The sequence below is a fragment of the Micromonospora sp. SL4-19 genome (assembly GCF_047921475.1).
GTDB lineage: Bacteria > Actinomycetota > Actinomycetes > Mycobacteriales > Micromonosporaceae > Micromonospora.
Genome location: NZ_JBLROB010000010.1, coordinates 57,297 through 74,843 on the forward strand (window position 1 = coordinate 57,297; position 17,547 = coordinate 74,843).

17 protein-coding genes are annotated in these 17,547 nt (G+C 74.2%); 10 read left to right on the plus strand and 7 right to left on the minus strand.

The features are described from left to right. Positions 1-22: 22 nt before the first annotated feature. The gene (locus ACNAVT_RS15630) at positions 23-1,279 is read left to right on the plus strand and encodes an ABC transporter substrate-binding protein (protein ID WP_416296895.1); all 1,257 of its coding nucleotides are present in this window, start codon (positions 23-25) and stop codon (positions 1,277-1,279) included. Positions 1,280-1,352: 73 nt separating this feature from the next. Here ACNAVT_RS15630 and ddaH read toward each other — a convergent pair whose 3' ends face one another. Further along, positions 1,353-2,186: a dimethylargininase gene (ddaH, locus tag ACNAVT_RS15635; RefSeq protein WP_416296896.1), complete on the minus strand. Its 834-nt coding sequence runs from the start codon at positions 2,184-2,186 to the stop codon at positions 1,353-1,355. 59 nt (positions 2,187-2,245) lie between these two features. Here ddaH and ACNAVT_RS15640 point away from each other — a divergent pair, with 59 nt between their 5' ends. Next, positions 2,246-2,704 carry an Lrp/AsnC family transcriptional regulator gene (locus ACNAVT_RS15640; protein WP_387421597.1) on the plus strand — a complete coding sequence of 153 codons (459 nt, stop codon included), beginning with the start codon at positions 2,246-2,248 and terminating at the stop codon, positions 2,702-2,704. An 82-nt stretch (positions 2,705-2,786) separates the two neighbouring features. Beyond that, entirely contained in the window at positions 2,787-3,743 is a 957-nt protein-coding gene (locus tag ACNAVT_RS15645) for a zinc-binding dehydrogenase (protein ID WP_416296899.1), read from the plus strand. A 70-nt stretch (positions 3,744-3,813) separates the two neighbouring features. Here the strand turns inward: ACNAVT_RS15645 and ACNAVT_RS15650 are convergent, their stop codons facing one another. From ACNAVT_RS15650 to mobA, 3 genes are all read right to left on the minus strand, one after another. Then, complete coding sequence (locus ACNAVT_RS15650) at positions 3,814-4,917, minus strand: T3SS (YopN, CesT) and YbjN peptide-binding chaperone 1 (protein WP_416296901.1); 1,104 nt, start codon at positions 4,915-4,917, stop codon at positions 3,814-3,816. Between the two features lie 101 nt (positions 4,918-5,018). Continuing rightward, positions 5,019-5,276 (minus strand): DUF6457 domain-containing protein, encoded by a 258-nt coding sequence (locus tag ACNAVT_RS15655; RefSeq protein WP_416296903.1) that lies wholly within the window; start codon positions 5,274-5,276, stop codon positions 5,019-5,021. Beyond that, positions 5,273-5,824: a molybdenum cofactor guanylyltransferase gene (gene mobA, locus ACNAVT_RS15660; RefSeq protein WP_416297050.1), complete on the minus strand. Its 552-nt coding sequence runs from the start codon at positions 5,822-5,824 to the stop codon at positions 5,273-5,275. The genes ACNAVT_RS15655 and mobA overlap by 4 nt, the downstream gene beginning before the upstream one ends. A 159-nt stretch (positions 5,825-5,983) precedes the next feature. Here mobA and fdhD point away from each other — a divergent pair, with 159 nt between their 5' ends. Further along, positions 5,984-6,847: a formate dehydrogenase accessory sulfurtransferase FdhD gene (gene fdhD, locus ACNAVT_RS15665; protein WP_416296906.1), complete on the plus strand. Its 864-nt coding sequence runs from the start codon at positions 5,984-5,986 to the stop codon at positions 6,845-6,847. A gap of 18 nt (positions 6,848-6,865) precedes the next feature. Here the strand turns inward: fdhD and ACNAVT_RS15670 are convergent, their stop codons facing one another. Next, positions 6,866-7,906 (minus strand): DUF4192 domain-containing protein, encoded by a 1,041-nt coding sequence (locus tag ACNAVT_RS15670; protein ID WP_416296908.1) that lies wholly within the window; start codon positions 7,904-7,906, stop codon positions 6,866-6,868. 164 nt (positions 7,907-8,070) lie between these two features. Here ACNAVT_RS15670 and ACNAVT_RS15675 point away from each other — a divergent pair, with 164 nt between their 5' ends. The 5 genes from ACNAVT_RS15675 (at position 8,071) to ACNAVT_RS15695 (ending at position 14,839) form a co-directional block, all read left to right on the plus strand. Beyond that, the gene (locus ACNAVT_RS15675; protein WP_416296910.1) at positions 8,071-8,985 is read left to right on the plus strand and encodes a fructosamine kinase family protein; all 915 of its coding nucleotides are present in this window, start codon (positions 8,071-8,073) and stop codon (positions 8,983-8,985) included. Beyond that, positions 8,982-9,998 (plus strand): GTP 3',8-cyclase MoaA, encoded by a 1,017-nt coding sequence (moaA, locus tag ACNAVT_RS15680; RefSeq protein WP_416296912.1) that lies wholly within the window; start codon positions 8,982-8,984, stop codon positions 9,996-9,998. Before ACNAVT_RS15675 ends, moaA begins: the two co-directional genes overlap by 4 nt. A 3-nt stretch (positions 9,999-10,001) precedes the next feature. Then, positions 10,002-10,247, plus strand: coding sequence for a MoaD/ThiS family protein (locus ACNAVT_RS15685; protein ID WP_416296913.1), 246 nt, complete (start codon positions 10,002-10,004; stop codon positions 10,245-10,247). Positions 10,248-10,260: 13 nt separating this feature from the next. Next, positions 10,261-11,553 (plus strand): metallophosphoesterase, encoded by a 1,293-nt coding sequence (locus tag ACNAVT_RS15690; RefSeq protein ID WP_416296915.1) that lies wholly within the window; start codon positions 10,261-10,263, stop codon positions 11,551-11,553. 94 nt (positions 11,554-11,647) lie between these two features. Beyond that, the gene (locus ACNAVT_RS15695) at positions 11,648-14,839 is read left to right on the plus strand and encodes a UvrD-helicase domain-containing protein (RefSeq protein ID WP_416296917.1); all 3,192 of its coding nucleotides are present in this window, start codon (positions 11,648-11,650) and stop codon (positions 14,837-14,839) included. A gap of 30 nt (positions 14,840-14,869) precedes the next feature. On the opposite strand, the gene ACNAVT_RS15700 is transcribed toward ACNAVT_RS15695, so the two are convergent. Both ACNAVT_RS15700 and ACNAVT_RS15705 read right to left on the minus strand, forming a co-directional pair. After that, entirely contained in the window at positions 14,870-15,553 is a 684-nt protein-coding gene (locus ACNAVT_RS15700; protein WP_416296919.1) for a prepilin peptidase, read from the minus strand. An 11-nt stretch (positions 15,554-15,564) separates the two neighbouring features. Beyond that, positions 15,565-16,572, minus strand: a complete 1,008-nt coding sequence (locus ACNAVT_RS15705) for an EamA family transporter (protein WP_416296921.1) — start codon at positions 16,570-16,572, stop codon at positions 15,565-15,567. Between the two features lie 86 nt (positions 16,573-16,658). Between ACNAVT_RS15705 and ACNAVT_RS15710 the strand changes: the two genes are divergently transcribed. Beyond that, positions 16,659-17,459 carry a flagellar basal body protein FliL gene (locus ACNAVT_RS15710; RefSeq protein ID WP_416296923.1) on the plus strand — a complete coding sequence of 267 codons (801 nt, stop codon included), beginning with the start codon at positions 16,659-16,661 and terminating at the stop codon, positions 17,457-17,459. Positions 17,460-17,547: the final 88 nt, after the last annotated feature.

Genomic DNA, 17,547 nt, shown 5'->3' on the forward strand with positions numbered 1-17,547 from the left:
AGGCCCATGGGGAAGGAAATCTGTGTCGCAGATGAACCGCCGGCAGGCGCTACGGCTGCTGGCCGCACTGGGTACCACCGGACTGGTGGCCGGCTGCGGCTCCGATTCCGAGGACACCACCACGCCCGGCAGCCCGATCAAGATCGGTCTCATCGTGCCGGGCAGCGGCCCGAACAAGGCCGTCGGGGACGAGATCGCCAACGGGTTCCAGCTCTTCCTCAGCCTCAACGACCAGCAACTCGGCGGGCACCCGGTGACGCTGGTGACGGCCGAGGAGGGCGACGACGCCAAGAGCGGCCAGGCCGCCGTCGACCGGCTCCTCAAGGAGGGCGTGCTCGCGCTCACCGGCGTGGTCAGCCCCACCGTCATGTTCGGCATCCGCGACGCCGTCGAGCAGGCCCGGGTTCCGCTGATCGGCTCCAACGCCTCGCCGACCAGCCTCCAGAGCGTCGTCTACATCTGGCGGACCTCGTACGTTCTCAGCGAGCCGGGCCAGGCCCTCGGCCAGTACCTGCCGCAGCTGCCAGATGCGCCCAAGGGGAAGGCGGCCAGGGAGAACGCGGCCGCGGAATACGCGCCCGAGAAGATCGCCATCTTCGCGCCGGACAACACGAGCAGCCGGGATGTCATCACCGGCTTCAAGAACGCCTACGAGCAGAGGGGCCGGCTCAGGGACCCGATCTACACCCCCGATCTCCCCAATCTGGGCAAGGCCGCGTACTCCACCGCGATCAGGAAGGGGCTGGCCGGAAAGCCCGACGCGGTCTTCTGCCACTACGCCGGCACGGCCGCCGTGCAGTTCATCAAGCAGCTCTACAGCGAGGGCTACCGCGGCCCGATCTATGCGCCCGGGTTCCTCACCGAGGGTGCCGTGCTGAGCCAGCTCGACGACGGCGAGGGAGGCGAGGGGCGGGCGGAGATCCAGAAGAACCGGATCATCACCACCCTGAACTACTCGGCCGACCTGAACAACTCGGCCAACCAGGTGTTCGCCTCGGCGTACCGGAAGACGCACAACACCAGCCCGACCACCTACGCGATGGCTTCGTACGATGCCGGGCAGGTCCTGGACAAGGCGATCCGGCTGGCCGGGGAGCACCCGACCCCGCAGCAGGTCAACCTGGCGCTCGGCAAGATCGGCCAGGTCGACAGCCCGCGCGGGGCCTGGCAGTTCAACCAGTCGCGCACCCCGCAGCAGAAGTGGTACCTGCGCAAGGTCCAGCTCGACGGCCGGATGCTGTCGAACATCGTGGTCAGCGAGCTGGCGACGCTCGGCTGACCCCCTTCGTACGCGCAACGGGCGGCCTCCCCACCGGGAGGCCGCCCGTTGTGTGCTCGGCGCGGGACGCGCGTCAGTGGCGCAGTTCGGCGATGCAGCACTTCACGCTGCCGCCGCCCTTCTTCAGCTCGGCCAGTTCGACCGGGACCGGGTGGTATCCGGCCGCCTTGAGCTTGCCGGCCAGCCGGGTCGCCTCGCTGTTCAGCACGACGTTGAGCCCGTCGCTGACCAGGTTCAGGCCGAATGCCAGGGCGTCCTCGTCGTCGGCGAGCACCGCGTCCGGGAACAGCTGGGCGAGCACCTTCTGGCTGGCCGCCGAGAAGGCGCCCGGGTAGTAGACGACGTTCTCGTCGTCGATCGAGGCAAGCGCCACGTCCAGGTGGTAGAAGCGCGGGTCGACCAGGCGCAGCGAGACCACCGGCCGGCCGAGCGCCTCCTGCGCCTCGGCGTGCGCCGCCAGCTCGGTACGGAAGCCGTGGCCGGCGAGGATCAGGCCGCCGTGCGCCTCCGGCAGGTACGCGAAGTCGCCCTCGCCCTCGTTGGTCTCGCTCGGCGCGATGAACCGCCAGCCGTTCTCCTCGTAGAACGCCCGGTGCGCGGCGGCCTCGGCAGCCCGCTGCTCGTGCTTGAACTGGGCGCCGTAGACCGTGCCGTCCACCACGAACGCGCCGTTGGCCGCGAAGACCATGTCCGGCAGCCCGCGCTCGGGAGCGAGCAGGTGCACCTCATGGCCGAGGGTCACGAGCGCCTCCCGCAGGCGGTCCCACTGCTTGACCGCCAGCTCCGCGTCGACCGGCGCGGTCACGTCCATCCACGGGTTGATCGCGTACTCGACCGCGAAGTGCTCGGGCGAGCACATGAGATATGTCCGCTTTCGCGGGACTCGCTGCTGGTTCACGGTCACCAAGAGTAGGTACGGTACAACTTTGGTAACAGCCACAACCATTGCTTCCCTGAGGCGGAACGTTGCAGATAGACGCGGTCGACCAGCGAATCATTGCGTTGCTCGTGGCGGATGCCCGCGCTTCGTACGCGGACATCGGCGCCCGGGTGTCACTCTCCGCCCCGGCGGTCAAGCGACGGGTCGACCGGCTCCGATCGGCGGGGGTCATCCGGGGATTCACCGCGGTCGTCGACCCGGCCGCCGTCGGCTGGACCACGGAGGCGTTCGTCGAGCTCTTCTGCGCCGGCCGGACCACTCCGGCGCAGATCGGGGCCGCCGCGCGCCGGCACCCCGAGGTGGTCGGCGCCTACACCGTCTCCGGGGAGGCGGACGCGCTCGTGCACCTGCGGGCCGCCGACATCGCCCACCTGGAGGAGGCGCTGGAGCGGCTGCGGGCCGAATCCTTCGTCACCTCGTCCCGCAGCACCATCGTGCTCTCCCGCCTGGTCGAGTCGCCCGGCGTCGGCCCCTCCACCGGCTGAGCGCCGGGCCTTGACCTCAACCCCGCTTGACGTTGTGCACTCGGAGCCGGGACGCCACGGGGTGCTCCGGGACGGGGGCGACATGCGAGCGGTGTGGTTGCGGGAATTCGGCGGTCCGGAGGTGCTGGCCCCCGGGCCGGCACCGGACCCGGTGCCCGGTCCGGGGCAGGTGCTGATCGAGGTGGCACACGCCAACCTCACCTTCGTCGAGACGATGTTCCGGGCAAGCGGATTCGGCCCGTTCGCCCGGTCCCTGCCGCTGATCCCCGGCAACGGCGTCGGCGGGACCGTCACCGGTGTCGGCCACGGCGTCGACCCGGAGCTGGTGGGGCGACGCGTGGTCAGCGGCACCGGCGGCGCCGGCGGGTACGCCGAACGCGTGGTGGTGGACCGCGACGCGCCGGTCCCGGTGCCGGACGGGTTGCCGCTGGACGAGGCCGTCGCGCTCCTCGCCGACGGCCGCACCGCCCTCATGCTGGTGCGGGCGGCCGGGCTGCGGGCCGGCGAGCGGGTGCTGGTCGAGGCGGCGGCGGGTGGGGTGGGCAGCCTGCTGACGCAGCTCGTCGCGGCGGCCGGCGCGCGGGTGGTGGCCGCCGCCGGTGGTCCCCGCAAGGTCGCCCTGCTGCGCGAGCGCGGCGTGGGCGTGGTGGTCGACTACCGGGAGCCGAACTGGACCGACCGGGTACGGGCGGCCACCGGCGGGGTGGACGTGGTCTTCGACGGGGTGGGCGGGTCGCTGGCCCGGGCGGCGTTCGACCTGCTCGGCACGGGCGGGCGGATGCTCAGCTACGGGCTGGCCAGCGGGGCCTGGGCGGAACTGCCCGCCGACCTGGCCGCCGCCCGGGGCGTGGCCCTGCTCCGCCCGGGCGCCTCACCGGCCGAGCTGCGTGCCCTCACCGAGCAGGCGCTGGCGGAGGGGGCGGCCGGGCGGCTCCGGCCGCTGATCGGGCAGCGCTTTCCCCTGGAGCGGGCGGCCCAGGCACACGCCGACATGGAGTCCCGCGCCACGATCGGCAAGACCCTCCTCGACGTCCGCTGACCCGACGCCCGTCCCCGTGAGCTCTCCGGCCACGGCCACGGCCACGGCGACGCGGCCGGCGGGTGCCCGGTCAGAGGTACATACCGGTGCGGTGTTCCGGCTGGGAGCGGGACGCCTTGTCGCCCTCGCCGAAGAAGCGCTTGCCACCGAACTCACCGTGCAGCCGGTCGTCCAGCTCGTCGGCCAGGCCGGTCATCACCTGCACGGCGAGCATCAGGTGGGTCGGCTGGAAGTTGCGGCCGAAGACCGGGATCGAGGCCCACACCGTGTCGTCCGCGCAGTAGAGGCGGCCGATCGGCATCCGGTTGGTCAACTCGGACAGCTTGACGTAGAGGCGCTCGGTCGGCTCGACCTCGGTGAGCACCGGGGAGAAGACGTCGACCAGGGGCGGGTTGTCGCGCACCCGGACGAAGACCATCGCCGAGCCGGCGCGGATGTTGATGTCCCCGTCCGAGTCGACCTGCAACTGGTCGGACTTCGACTTGAGCATCGTGGAGACGACCGTGCGGACCCGCTCCTCCAGGGCGAGCACGTCGTTGTCGACCTCCTGGCGGGTGGCGGCGGCGGCCAGCGCCTCGTCGAGGTCGGCCTCCACGTGGTGGTCCGGGCCGAACTCGCTGCGGGCGGTGCCCAGCGGCTCGACCGGCAGCGGCTCCTCCTCGGCGTCGTACGCCAGGTAGACCAGGAAGGCGGGATGCGGGGCGCCGTAGACGTCCCGGAGGGTCCGGGACAGCACGGCCGCCAGCCGGGTCACCTCGGCGACCGCGCCGTCCAGGCCGAACTGGTCGCCGGAGCCCTCCACCACCCCAGGCGGGGACCAGCCCAGCGCGATCATGTCGGCCACCGCCGCCCGGTCCAGCCGGTAGCCCGGCGGCAGCGTGGCGTTGCCGACCGCCCGTGCCGACAGCCGGCCCCCCTCGCCGACGTCCACGCCGATCGAGTAGACGGCGTCCCCGGTGCCGGAGGCGGTGGGGTCGAGGGTCAGCTCCAGGTGCGCACCGGCGGGCAGGACGCGCAGCCGGTCGGCCAGCGCACGGGCGAACTCCCGCCAGGCCTCGGTCACCTTGGACCGGAGGTCGGCCGTGGTCGGCTCGTCCAGCAGGATCGACTCGTACTGCTCCGGCGTTCCGCCGGCGGGCTCATCGGTCGGCACCGAGGGGTGGTCTGCCGTCATGATCGCCTCCGTCCGTCATCGCCACCCTACCCACGGACGGTGGGGGTCGAATCACGCCGGGACCGGGATCGGACAGCGGGTCGGTGAACCCCCGGAGCGGACTATTCGGCCGGCACGGTTCCGTCCAGCTCGACCGGCCAGGAGCCGGCCAGTTCACTGAGCCTGGCGGCCGTCGCGGCAGGGTCGGCCCCCCGCCCCACGGCCACCCCCAACAGGTACGCGGTGACCGGCGCGCCCGGGCGCAGCACCTGGTGGGCGACGTCCCTGGCAAGATCGAGCACCACCGGCACCGGCACCTCACCCGGGTCCAGTCCCAGCTCGGCGCAGGCCGCCGTGACCCACTCGTCCATCACCGTCATCGCGTCCACTCCTCGGCCCGACGTACGTCCTCGTCAGTGTCGCAGTCGAACCAGGGCGGCGGCCCGGAGCCGGGCCAGGACACCTCCCGGACGGCCGTCCCGGCCAGCAGCCCGCGCACCGGCGCCCCGTCGACCGTGCCGCCCCGCTCGGCGGCCAGCCGGTCGACCGCGGCCCGCAGCCCAGCGACCCGCCACACCCCGCAGAGCTGCTGCCGGCGGCCCTCGCCGTCGACGTAGCAGGCGGCGTCGGCCGCCGACCCGTCGAGCGCGCGCAACAGGTCGGCCACCGCCTCCGGGGTGAGCAACGGCAGGTCACCGGCGAGCAGGGCGACGATGGTCGTGCCGGGGTCGAGCAGGGCCAGCCCGGCGGCGATGGCGGCGACCGGGCCACCGCCGGCCGGCTCCTCGCGGGTCACCCGTACACCGTCCGGGAGCGGGCCGGCCGGACCGACCACGATCCGCGGCGCCGCGTCGGTGACCGCCGCCAGCACCCGGTGCAGCATCGGCCGGCCGCCGACCGGGCGCGCGGGCTTGTCGATCCCGCCCATCCGGCGGGCCCTGCCACCCGAGAGCACCACCGCCGCGTACGTCACCGTGCCACGGTAACCAGGTCGACGCAGCCTCGCCGGGACGGGCCGGCGGGGGTCGGCCGGCGACGGGCGGGCGTCGCCGTGCGGGTGGCCGACCGGGCGGGGCAGGATGGCGGGATGGGACGGGCGACTGACCGGCGGGGCGTGCTCCGGATCGACCTCGACGCGGAGGCCGACGGGCGCACCCAGGTACGGCGGCCGGACACCCTGGCGGTGGAGGAGCCACTGGAGCTCCGGGTCGGCCCGGCGGGCCCGGGCCGGCGGAAGCCGCTCGCGGTGACCATGCGGACCCCCGGCGACGACCTGGACCTGGCGATCGGTTTCCTGCTCGGCGAGGGGCTGATCCGGTCAGCCGACGACGTGCACACCGCGCAGCTCTGCGCCGGCGCGGAAACGCCGAACACCTACAACGTGGTCGACGTGGTGCTCGCTCCGGGCGTACCGGAGCCCGCCACCGACCCGTCCCGCAACTTCTACACGACCAGCTCGTGCGGGGTGTGCGGCAAGGCGAGCATCGAATCGGTACGCACCCGGTCGCGGTTCGCCGTGCGCGACGATCCGCTCCGCGTGCCCGCCGAGGTGCTGGCCGCCCTGCCCGACCGGCTGCGCGCGGCGCAGCGCGCCTTCGACCGGACCGGGGGCCTGCACGCGGCCGGGCTCTTCACCGCTGACGGTGAGCTGGTGGTGCTGCGCGAGGACGTCGGCCGGCACAACGCGGTGGACAAGGTGGTCGGCTGGGCGGCCCGGGAACGCCGGCTGCCGCTCGCCGGGCACGTGCTGCTGGTCTCCGGCCGGGCCAGCTTCGAGCTGACCCAGAAGGCGTGGATGGCGGGAGTGCCGCTGCTCGCGGCGGTCTCGGCGCCCAGCACCCTCGCCGCCGACCTGGCCGAGGAGGCCGGGATGACCCTGGTCGGCTTCCTGCGCGGACGGACCATGAACGTCTACACCGGCGCCCATCGCCTGGCCGTGACCGCCGGCTGAGCGCGGGCCGGGAGCGGGTCAGATGCTCCGGCGGGGGATGCGCCGGCGTACCACCCCGGGGGCGCCGACCGTGGGCCAGCCGTCCAGCTCGGACGGCGGCAACCCGCGGCGGAGCATGTCGTCCAGGAGTTGGGCGAGCGAGTAGTCGGGGCGGGCGGCGAGCACCCGTTCCACGGCCACCGCCGCCAGGGCACCGTGCCCGGCGCGCCAGGCCGCGAAAGCCAGCAGGCTGCCGGGAGCGGCGGTCAGCTCCGGCTCGGCCCGGCGCAGCACGTCCGTCCAGAGGCTGATGTCGGCGTCCCGCCCGTCGGTCCGCTCCCAGGCGTGGTCGCGTACCGGGAGGTGGGTGAGGAGCACGCTCAGCCAGGCCACCTCGTCGTCGCCCAGTCGCTCGCCGCGCCGGTGTCGGCGGAACGCGCCACGCACCGCCACCACGCCGGCCGAGCGCACGGACCGGCCGCCGACCAGGGCGGTCTCGGCGGCCTCCTCGGTCAGCCTCGCCAGCCGGCGCCGGGCCCGGGCGGTGGCCCGGCGCATGGCGACCCGGACCGGCCCGTCGAGCGGGGACACCTGCGCGATCAGCGCGGCCCGGTCGGGCAGGGCGACCTGGCCGGCGAAGACGGCCGCCGCGCTGACCTCGCTGGCCCCCGGGTCGTACGGGGTGCCGTCGGGCGGGCAGCACTCCGCCTCGGTGCACAGGTATGACCACCACCGTCCGTCGGTCACCCGAAGCGTGTCGAGGACGAGCAGCCCGGACGCGTCCAGCGCCGCGCCGACCGCGTCGACCGCCCCGGTCACCCGGGCGGCCGGACCGTATCCGATCACGGTGGCGGACTCGGTGCCCTGCCGGGCGACGACCCCCGCGAGGTGCCGGGCGGCCGGACGCGGGTCGGAACCCGGGTCGGGCAGGTCGCCCCGGGCGGCGAAGACGACCCGCCGGCCGCGCAGCGCCACCACCACCACGCTCTCGGCGGGATGGAAGCCGAGCAGGTACGGCACGGCGGCGATCAGGTCGGCGGGTGAGCGGACGACGAGCCGGGGACGGTCGGTCGGAGTCATGCCGGCAGCCTCCGGCGGAGGGCCGCAGGCCCGACAGGCCCTGTGGACGACACGCGGGTTGTCCACAGATACGGAGCGTATCGGCGCAGGTGAACCGCGATACGGCAGGCGCCGGAACGGCGCACGACCCCGCGGGAATCGGCCGGACCGGCTACCTTGCGCTCATGGACCTGGCGTACCTGCGGGCGCACCCGGAACATCTGCCGACCTTCCTGACCCACCAGCGGATCCGCGAGACGCCGGTGTCCGGCGGGGACGTCTGCGCGGCGTCCCGGCTCACCCTCGACGACGGGCACTCGGTCTTCGCCAAGACCTGGCCGGAGCACGCCGGGCGGCCGGTGCCCGAGGGCTTCTTCGCCACCGAGGCGGCCGGGCTGGGCTGGCTGCGCGAGCCGGGTGCGGTGGCCGTACCGGAGGTGCTGGTGGCGCTGCCGGAGCTGCTGGCGCTCGACTGGGTGGAGCCCGACGAGCCGACGCCGGAGGCGGCCGAGCGGTTCGGCCGCGAGCTGGCCGGGCTGCACCGGGCCGGGGCGTCGGCCTTCGGCGCCGAGTGGCCCGGCTTCATCGGCGCGCTGCCGCAGGACAACACCCCGGACCCCGGCCCGTGGTCGGAGTGGTTCGCCCGCCGCCGGTTGCTGCCCTACCTGAAAGGGTCGGTCGACAACGGCGCGCTGAGCGGTGCGGAGGCCCGCCTGGTCGAGGAGCTGATCGACCGGATCGGCGAGTTCGGCGGCGACGAGCCGCCGGCGCGGATCCACGGCGACCTCTGGCCCGGCAACCTGCTCTGGGGGGCCGACGACCGGGTGTGGCTGGTCGACCCGGCCGCGCACGGCGGCCACCGGGAGACGGATCTGGCCCAGCTGGCGCTCTTCGGCGGCGCACCGCACCTGGACCGGGTCCTGGCGGCCTACCAGGAGGCGTGGCCGCTGGCCGACGGCTGGCGGGCGCGGGTGCCGCTGCACCAGCTCCACCTGTTGCTGGTGCACACCGCTCTGTTCGGCGCGGCCTACCGTGACGCGGTGGACTCCGCAACCCGCTCCGCACTGCGAAACGCCGGACGCGCTACGGTCGACGGGTGACCGCCGCCCCGACCACGAACGACGGGGTCCTCGTCGACCGGTACGGCCGGGTCGCCCGGGACCTGCGGGTCTCGCTGACCGACAAGTGCAACCTGCGTTGCACGTACTGCATGCCGGCCGAGGGGTTGCCCTGGCTGGCCGGGCCACAGCTGCTCACCGACGACGAGATCGTCCGCCTGGTCCGGGTCGCGGTGCACCGCCTCGGCGTCACCGAGGTCCGCTTCACCGGCGGGGAGCCGCTGATCCGACCCGGGCTGGTCGGCATCGTGTCGGCGGTGGCGGCGCTGGAGCCCCGGCCCCGGATCTCGCTGACCACCAACGGCATCGGCCTGGACCGCCTCGCGCCCGCCCTGCGCGCCGCCGGCCTGGACCGGGTGAACGTCTCGCTGGACACCCTGGACCGGGCCCGGTTCGCCGAGCTGACCCGGCGGGACCGGCTCGATGACGTCCTCGCCGGGCTGGCCGGCGCGGCGGCCGCCGGGCTGACCCCGGTGAAGGTCAACGCGGTGCTGATGCGCGGGGTCAACGAGGACGAGGCACCCGCGCTGCTCCGGTTCGCCCTGGCCCACGGCTACGAGCTGCGCTTCATCGAGCAGATGCCGCTGGACGCCCAGCACGGCTGGGACCGCGCGACGATGGTCACCGCCGAGGAGATCCTCACCGCCCTGCGCGCCGAGTTCGAGCTGAGCGCCGACCCGGCCGAGCGGGGCGCGGCGCCGGCCGAGACCTGGCTGGTGGGTGGCGGGCCGGCACGGGTCGGAGTGATCGGCAGCGTGACCCGGCCGTTCTGCGGCGACTGCGACCGGACCCGACTCACGGCCGACGGCCAGGTCCGCGCCTGCCTCTTCGCCACCGAGGAGTCCGACCTGCGCGGCGCGCTGCGCGCCGGGGCGGACGATGCCGAGCTGGCGCGACGCTGGCGTGCCGCGATGTGGGGCAAGCGGGCCGGGCACGGCATCGACGACCCGGCGTTCCTCCAGCCCGCTCGCCCGATGTCGGCGATCGGAGGCTGAGGGGTGCAGCTCACCGTCCGCTACTTCGCCGCCGCGCGCGCCGCCGCCGGCCGGTCGGAGGAGACCGCGCCCGCGGGCCGGTCCCTGGACGAACTCGTGGACGAGCTGGCCGCGCGGCACGGCGATCGGCTGGTCGCCGTGCTGAAGGTGGCAAGCTTCCTGGTCGACGGCGTGGCCTGCCACGATCGTCAGGCACCGCTGCCGGCCGAGGTGACCGTCGACGTGCTGCCACCCTTCGCGGGCGGCTGAGGGAGGCCCTGCGTTGGTGATATTCATCGGCTTCGTCCTGCTCACCCTCGTCCTGATCCACCTCTACCTGTGGAAACGCCTGGTCCTGGACACCACCCTCCCGGGGCGCCGGCGCAGGGTCGGCGGCATCGTCGTACTGCTGTTGGCGCTACTGGTGCCGGCCACGTTGGGCACCAGCCGCGCCGGCATCGACTTCCTGGCCTGGCCCGGCTTCGTCTGGGTGGCCGTGATGTTCTACCTGCTGGTGCTGCTGCTGGTGCTGGAAGTGCCGATGGCGGTGGCGAAGCTGGTGCTGCGTCGCCGGGCGACGATCGCCGAGCCCACCATTGCCGCGCCGGAGCCGGCCCTCGTCGGTGCCGGCGACCCTGCCGGCACCGACGAGCCGCCGGCCGAGCACCCCGCCGACCCGCCGGTCGCCCCGCCGGTCGCCCCGCCGGTCGCTCCGGCGGCCGGGCAGCCGGACCACGACCCGTCCCGACGGCTGCTGCTCGCCCGAGGTGCCGCGATCTTCGCGGGGCTCACCGCCGCCGGCGTCACCGGATACGGCGTCCGCACCGCGATGGGCCCGCCCCAGCTGGACCGGGTGCAGATCGCGTTGGCCAAGCTCCCCCGCAGCATGGACGGCCTGCGGATCGCCACCGTCTCCGACATCCACCTCGGGCCGCTGCGCGGACGCTCGCACACCGAGCGGATCGTGGCGATGATCAACCGGCTCGACGCCGACCTGGTGGCGGTGGTCGGCGACCTGGTCGACGGCTCGGTGGCCGAGCTGGGCGAGGCGGCGGAACCCCTGCGCGACCTGCGAGCCCGGTACGGCAGCTTCTTCGTCACCGGAAACCACGAGTACTACTCCGGAGTCGAGGAGTGGGTCCGCGAGGTGGACCGGCTCGGCCTGCGGGTGCTCCAGAACGAACGCCAGGAGATCCGCGCCCGGGGTGGCGTCCTCGACCTGGCCGGGGTGAACGACGTGAGCGCCGCCGGCACCGGGCTGGCCGCCCCCGCCGACTACGCCGCCGCCCTCGGCGACCGGGACCCGAGCCGCCCGGTGGTGCTGCTGGCCCACCAGCCGGTGGCCGCGCACGAGGCGGCGAAGTTCGGCGTGGACCTGCAACTCTCCGGGCACACCCACGGCGGCCAGATGGTGCCGTTCAATTTGCTGGTGAAGCTCCAGCAGCCGGTGGTCTCCGGCCTCGGCAAGGTGGACGGCACCCAGGTCTACGTGACCAACGGCGCCGGCTTCTGGGGCCCGCCGGTCCGGGTCGGCGTGCCGCCGCAGGTGACCCTGGTCGAGCTGCGCGCCCCATAGCGCGCCCGGGCCGCCCAGTCCAGCACCGGATTGCTCAGGTCACGAGTACGCGTGGCGGCGGGCGTACGGGGGACCGGGCGTGACAGGATGCGGCGTGCCTCCGTTCAGCGCCGCACCCCCCGGTGGCCTTTCGCCGTTCGTCGCGGATCTGCACATCCACTCGAAGTACTCGCGCGCGTGCAGCCGCGACCTGACCCTGCCGAACCTGGGCTGGTGGGCCCGTCGCAAGGGCATCGGCGTACTCGGCACCGGCGACTTCACCCATCCCGCCTGGTACGACCACCTCCGCGAGACGCTGCACCCGGCCGAGCCCGGCCTGTTCCGGCTCAGCCCGGAGGCGGAGCTGGACATCGCCCGCCGGCTGCCGCCCCGGCTGGCCAGCGAGGCGGAGGCGGACCCGGTCCGGTTCATGCTCAGCGTGGAGATCTCGACGATCTACAAGCGGGACGATCGGACCCGGAAGGTGCACCACCTGATCTACCTGCCCGACCTGGACGCGGTGGCCCGGTTCAACGCCGCGCTGGGGCGGATCGGCAACCTCGGCTCGGACGGCCGGCCGATCCTGGGGTTGGACTCCCGGGACCTGCTGGAGATCACCCTGGAGGCCAGCCCGGACGGCTACCTGGTGCCGGCGCACATCTGGACCCCGTGGTTCTCCGCGCTGGGCTCGAAGTCCGGCTTCGACGCGATCGCCGACTGCTATGCCGACCTGGCCGAACACGTCTTCGCCGTGGAGACCGGGCTGTCCTCCGACCCCGAGATGAACTGGCGGGTCGGCAGCCTGGACCGCTACCAACTGGTGTCCAACTCCGACGCGCACTCCCCGCCGGCGCTGGCCCGCGAGGCCACGGTCTTCACCTCGGCCCGCGACTACTTCGCGATCCGGGAGGCGCTGCGGACGGGCGACGGGCTGGCCGGCACCCTCGAGTTCTTCCCGGAAGAGGGCAAGTACCACGCCGACGGGCACCGGCTCTGCGGCGTCAACTGGTCGCCGGACCAGACCCGGGCGGCCGGCGGGCGCTGCCCGGAGTGTGGCAAGCCGCTGACGGTGGGCGTCTTGAGCCGGATCGAGGAGCTGGCCGACCGACCGGAGGGGCACCGGCCGGCGCACGCCCGCGAGGTGACCCACCTGGTGCCGCTGGCGGAGATTCTCGGCGAGCTCAACAAGGTGGGCGCCCGCTCGAAGCGGGTCGAGGGGAAGCTCAACGAGCTGGTCGCCGCGCTCGGCCCGGAGCTGGACATCCTCACCAGCACTCCGCTCGACGAGATCGGCCGGGTCGGCGGCGAGCTGCTCGCCGAGGGCATCGGCCGGCTGCGCCGGGGCGAGGTGCGCCGGGTGCCGGGCTACGACGGCGAGTACGGCGTCATCACCCTCTTCGACCCGGCCGAGCTGGGCGTCGGCGCGGCCACCGCGCAGGAGACGCTCTTCGACGTACCCGTGCCGGCGCGGCGCAAGCCCGCGGAGCCGGCGCCGAAGTCGAAGGCCGCGCGACCGCCGGCGGCCAGGGCGGAGTCGAAGCGCAGACAAGCCCCGCCGCCTCCGCCACCGATCGCGCCGGTGCCCTCCCCGCACGAGCCGTTCGAGCCGATGCTCGCCGGCATGGAGGAGGTCGGCACCGGCCTGCTGGACCGGCTCGACGCGATGCAGCGGGTGGCCGCCTCCGCGCCGGGGGGCCCGCTGCTCATCGTGGCCGGGCCGGGCACCGGCAAGACCCGCACGCTGACCCACCGGATCGCATACCTCTGCGCGGAGCTGAACGTCTTCCCGGAGCAGTGCCTGGCGATCACCTTCACCCGCCGGGCGGCCGAGGAGCTGCGGCACCGCCTGGACGGGCTGCTCGGCCCGGTGGCCGAGGACGTCACCGTCGGCACCTTCCACTCGCTGGGGCTGACCATCCTGCGGGAGAACGCGGGGGCCGCCGGGCTGCCGGCGGACTTCCGCATCGCCGACGACGCCGACCGGGGGGCCGCCCGCGCCGAGGCCGGTGACGACGACGACCGGTACACGTCGTTGCTGCGCAAGCGGGACCTGGTCGACCTGGACGAGCTGCTCACCCTGCCGGTGGCGCTGCTGTCGGCGGACCCGAAGCTGGTCCGCGAGTACCGGGAGCGCTGGAAGTGGATCTTCGTTGACGAGTACCAGGACGTCGACGCCGTCCAGTACGAGCTGCTGCGGCTGCTCAGCCCGGCCGACGGCAACCTCTGCGCGATCGGCGACCCGGATCAGGCGATCTACTCGTTCCGGGGCGCCGACGTCGGCTACTTCCTCCGCTTCTCCCAGGACTTCGCCGACGCCCGGCTGGTCCGGCTGAACCGCAACTACCGCTCCGCGGCACCGATCCTCGCCGCCGCGGTGCAGGCCATCGCGCCGTCGTCGCTGGTCCGCGGCCGCCGGCTCGACCCGGCCCGGCTCGACCCGGAGGCCCCGCTGGTCGGTCGCTACGCCGCGACCTCCGCCGCCGACGAGGCCGACTTCGTGGTACGCACCATCGACGAGCTGGTCGGCGGCCTCTCCCACCGCTCGCTCGACTCCGGCCGGATCGACGGCCGGTCGACCTCGTCGTCGTTCTCCGACATCGCGGTGCTCTACCGCACCGACTCGCAGGCTTCGACCATCCTGGACGCCCTGGCCCGGGCCAACATCCCGGTGCAGAAGCGCTCGCACGACCGACTCCGCGACCGGCCCGGGGTGACGGCCATCGCCCGCGAGCTGAGGCACGCCGACGACCTCGGCGGTGGGCTGCCCTCCCGGGTACGCCTCGCCGGCCAGGTGCTCGCCGAGCGTTTCGCCACCCCCACCCTGGACGGCTCCGGCGCGGTCCGCCCCGAGGACGTGCGTGCGGCGGTGGACCTGCTCACCCCGTTGGCCCGGCGCTGCGGCGACGACCTCGGGCTCTTCCTCTCCCAGCTCGCGACCGGCGCGGAGGTGGACGCCCTGGATCCCCGGGCCGAGGCGGTCACCCTGCTCACCCTGCACGCGGCCAAGGGGCTGGAGTTCCCGGTGGTCTTCCTGGTCGGCGCGGAGGACGGGCTGCTGCCGCTGCGCTGGCCAGGATCGGAGCCGGACAACGACGCGGTCGCCGAGGAGCGGCGGCTCTTCTTCGTCGGCCTCACGCGGGCCCAGGACCGGCTGTACGTCAGCCACGCCGCCCGTCGCACCCGCCACGGCACGGAACGCGAGTGCCGCCCGTCGCCGTTCCTCGACGTGATCGACCCGGGGCTCTTCGAGCGCTTCGGTGAGACCGCGCCCCGCCGGCCCAAGGACCGCCAGCTCCGCCTGATCTGACAGTGGTGGCCTGCGCGCCGGCCACGCGGCTCAGGCGAACAGGACCGCCAGCCAGGCACCGGCGAGGATCGCGGGGCCGAACGGCAGGGCGGTGTCCCGGCGTACCTTGCGGGTGGCCAGCAGGGCGAGCACCACAACACCGTTGAGCAGATGCGGCAGGAGCAGGCCGAGCGCCAGGGTCGGCCAGCCCAGCCAGCCGAGCGGGAGGCCGAGCGCGACGGCGAGCTTCACGTCGCCGAAGCCGAGCCGGGACCCGGGCAGCAGCGCGAGGAGGACGTACCCGGCGAAGGAGGCGGCCGCGCCGGCCAGCGCGGGGAACAGCCGATCGGGGGTGCCGGTGATCAGCGCGACGGCAACCAGACCGAGCCCGCCGCACCCGACGGCGAGAGCCACCAGCGGATCGGGCAGCCGCAGGCAGGCCAGGTCCACCAGCGCAAGCACCAGCCCTACCGCCGCGACCAGCAGAAACACCGGCAGCGCCGGGTCCGCCTCCCGGACCAGCGCGAGCCCGCCGAACACCACCGCGCCGACGGCGGCCACCGCGAGCCGGCCGACCCGTCGGCCTTTGTCGCCCGGGTCGGAGCCGGCCGCCGCCAGCACCCCGGCCGGAGCCTCGCCTCGCTCCGCATCCGTGAAGCGGCCGGCGAACGGGATGGCGGCCCAGCCGGCCAGCGCGCCGAGCAGCGCGGCAACCGACACCAACCCGGCAGACACGGGCCGAGATGTTACCGGCGGGCCGCCTCCAGGGTCGCCCCGTCGGCCGGGCCGCTCGCTGGTTTGCGGGGACGCTCGGTGCTCACCACCACCGCCACCCCGGCGACGATCACCGCCCCGCCGAGCAGCACCTGGGTGGTGACCGGCTCGCCGAGGAGCAACGCGCCGAGCGCCACCGCAACCACCGGGTTCACGTACGCGTAGGTGGCGACCAGGGAGATCGGAGCGTGGTGCAGCAGCCAGACGTACGCGGTGAAGGCGATCAGCGAACCAGCCACCATCAGGTACGCCAGCGCCGCCCACGAGCGACCGGTCACCTCGGCGGGGGAGAAGCCGTGCAGCTCGCCCCGGACCGTGGCGATCACGGCGAGCACCAGCGCGCCCGCGGCCATCTCGTAGACGGTGGCCACGAACGGATCGGCCGGCATCCGGATCCGCCCGGAGAGGAAGGAGCCGACCGACCAGCAGGTGGCCCCGACGACCACGGTGAGCGCGCCGGCCACCGGCACGGTTCCCGGCCCGCCGGTGGGGAGGACGAGCAGGACGAGGCCGACGAAGCCGAGCGTCACCCCGGCGAAGGTCCACAGCCGGGGGCGGTCGCCGCCGAGCGTACGCAGCACCACGACGAGGAGCGGGACGGTGGCCACCAGCAGCGCCGCGATGCCGGAGGGTACGGCCACCCCGGCCGGGCCGGACTCGGCGAGCACCACGAGCCCGTTGCCGCCGGCGAGCAGCAGCACGCCGACCAGGGCGGCGGACCCGAGTTGCCGCCGGTCGACGCGGAGGGCCCCCGGTCCCCGACGGAACCGCAGCACCAGGGCGAGCACACCGGCCGCCGCGGCGAACCGCGCCGCCGCGGAGGTGAGCGGCGGCAGCGACTCGACCGCGACCCGGATGCCCAGGTAGGTCGAGCCCCAGAGCACGTAGACGATGACCAGGGCGGTCCAGACCAGGGCGGGACGGGCGGCGGTGGGGGCGTGGGCGACGGGCGATGTCGCACTCAGGGGGCGTGAGCTCATCGGTCGATCACGCTACGGTGGCCACGGCGTCGGTGTCCCGCGTTGGTGGCCGGCCTCTCAGCAACGACGTACCCAGGAGGGCGTTCATGGCGAACTTCGGACCACCGGGCGGCGGCTCGCCGGAGCCGTGGGGTGGTCGGCGGCCGGAGGACGGGTACGGTCCGCAGGCGGACCCTCGCTACGACCCGGGGTACTCCCCACAGCCGGGCGGCTGGGACGAGCCACCGGCCCACCGGTACGGGCCGCCGACCGAGCGGTACGAGCCGCCGACCGAGCGGTACGGGCCACCCACCCAACGGTACGAACCACCAGCCCAGCGGTACGAGCCGGCAGCCCCCTGGGACGCCGGGCAGCCGACCGGGCCATACCAGGGATACCCGGCGGCGGACTCCGGATACGGCGGGCAGGCGCCGTACGCCGAACCGACGCCGCCGAGGCGCGGCAAGGGCCCGCTGGTCGCGGTGCTGGCCGTGCTCGCGCTGCTCGCGCTCGGCGGAGCCGGGGCGTTCTGGTTTCTCGGCCGGGACAAGCCGGGCCCGGCGAGCGGGACCGGTGCACCCGCCTCGCCGGCCACCGACCCGACGGCGCAGGCAACTGAGCCGGACGAGCCGGCGGCCACGACGCCGGCGCCGGCGGCCACGACCGATGCGCGCTTCGTGAAGGCGGGCCAGTGCCTGCGCAACGAGGGCGCGGCCGCTCAGCCGAAGCTGGTGATCACCGAGTGCGGAGCGAAGACGTACCAGGTGCTTCGCCGGATCGACGGCGAGACCAGCGGCAAGAAGGACGCCGAGGCGAAGTGCGCCAAGGTCGAGGGCTACACCGACTGGTACTTCTTCGACAGCGAGCTGGACACCCTCGACTTCGTGCTCTGCCTCAAGCGGCGCTGACCAGCCGCGCCAGCCGACCGTAACCAAAACTAGGGCTGTCTAGCATCCATGCTAGACAGCCCTAGTTTTGCCTCGACGGCTCCGACAC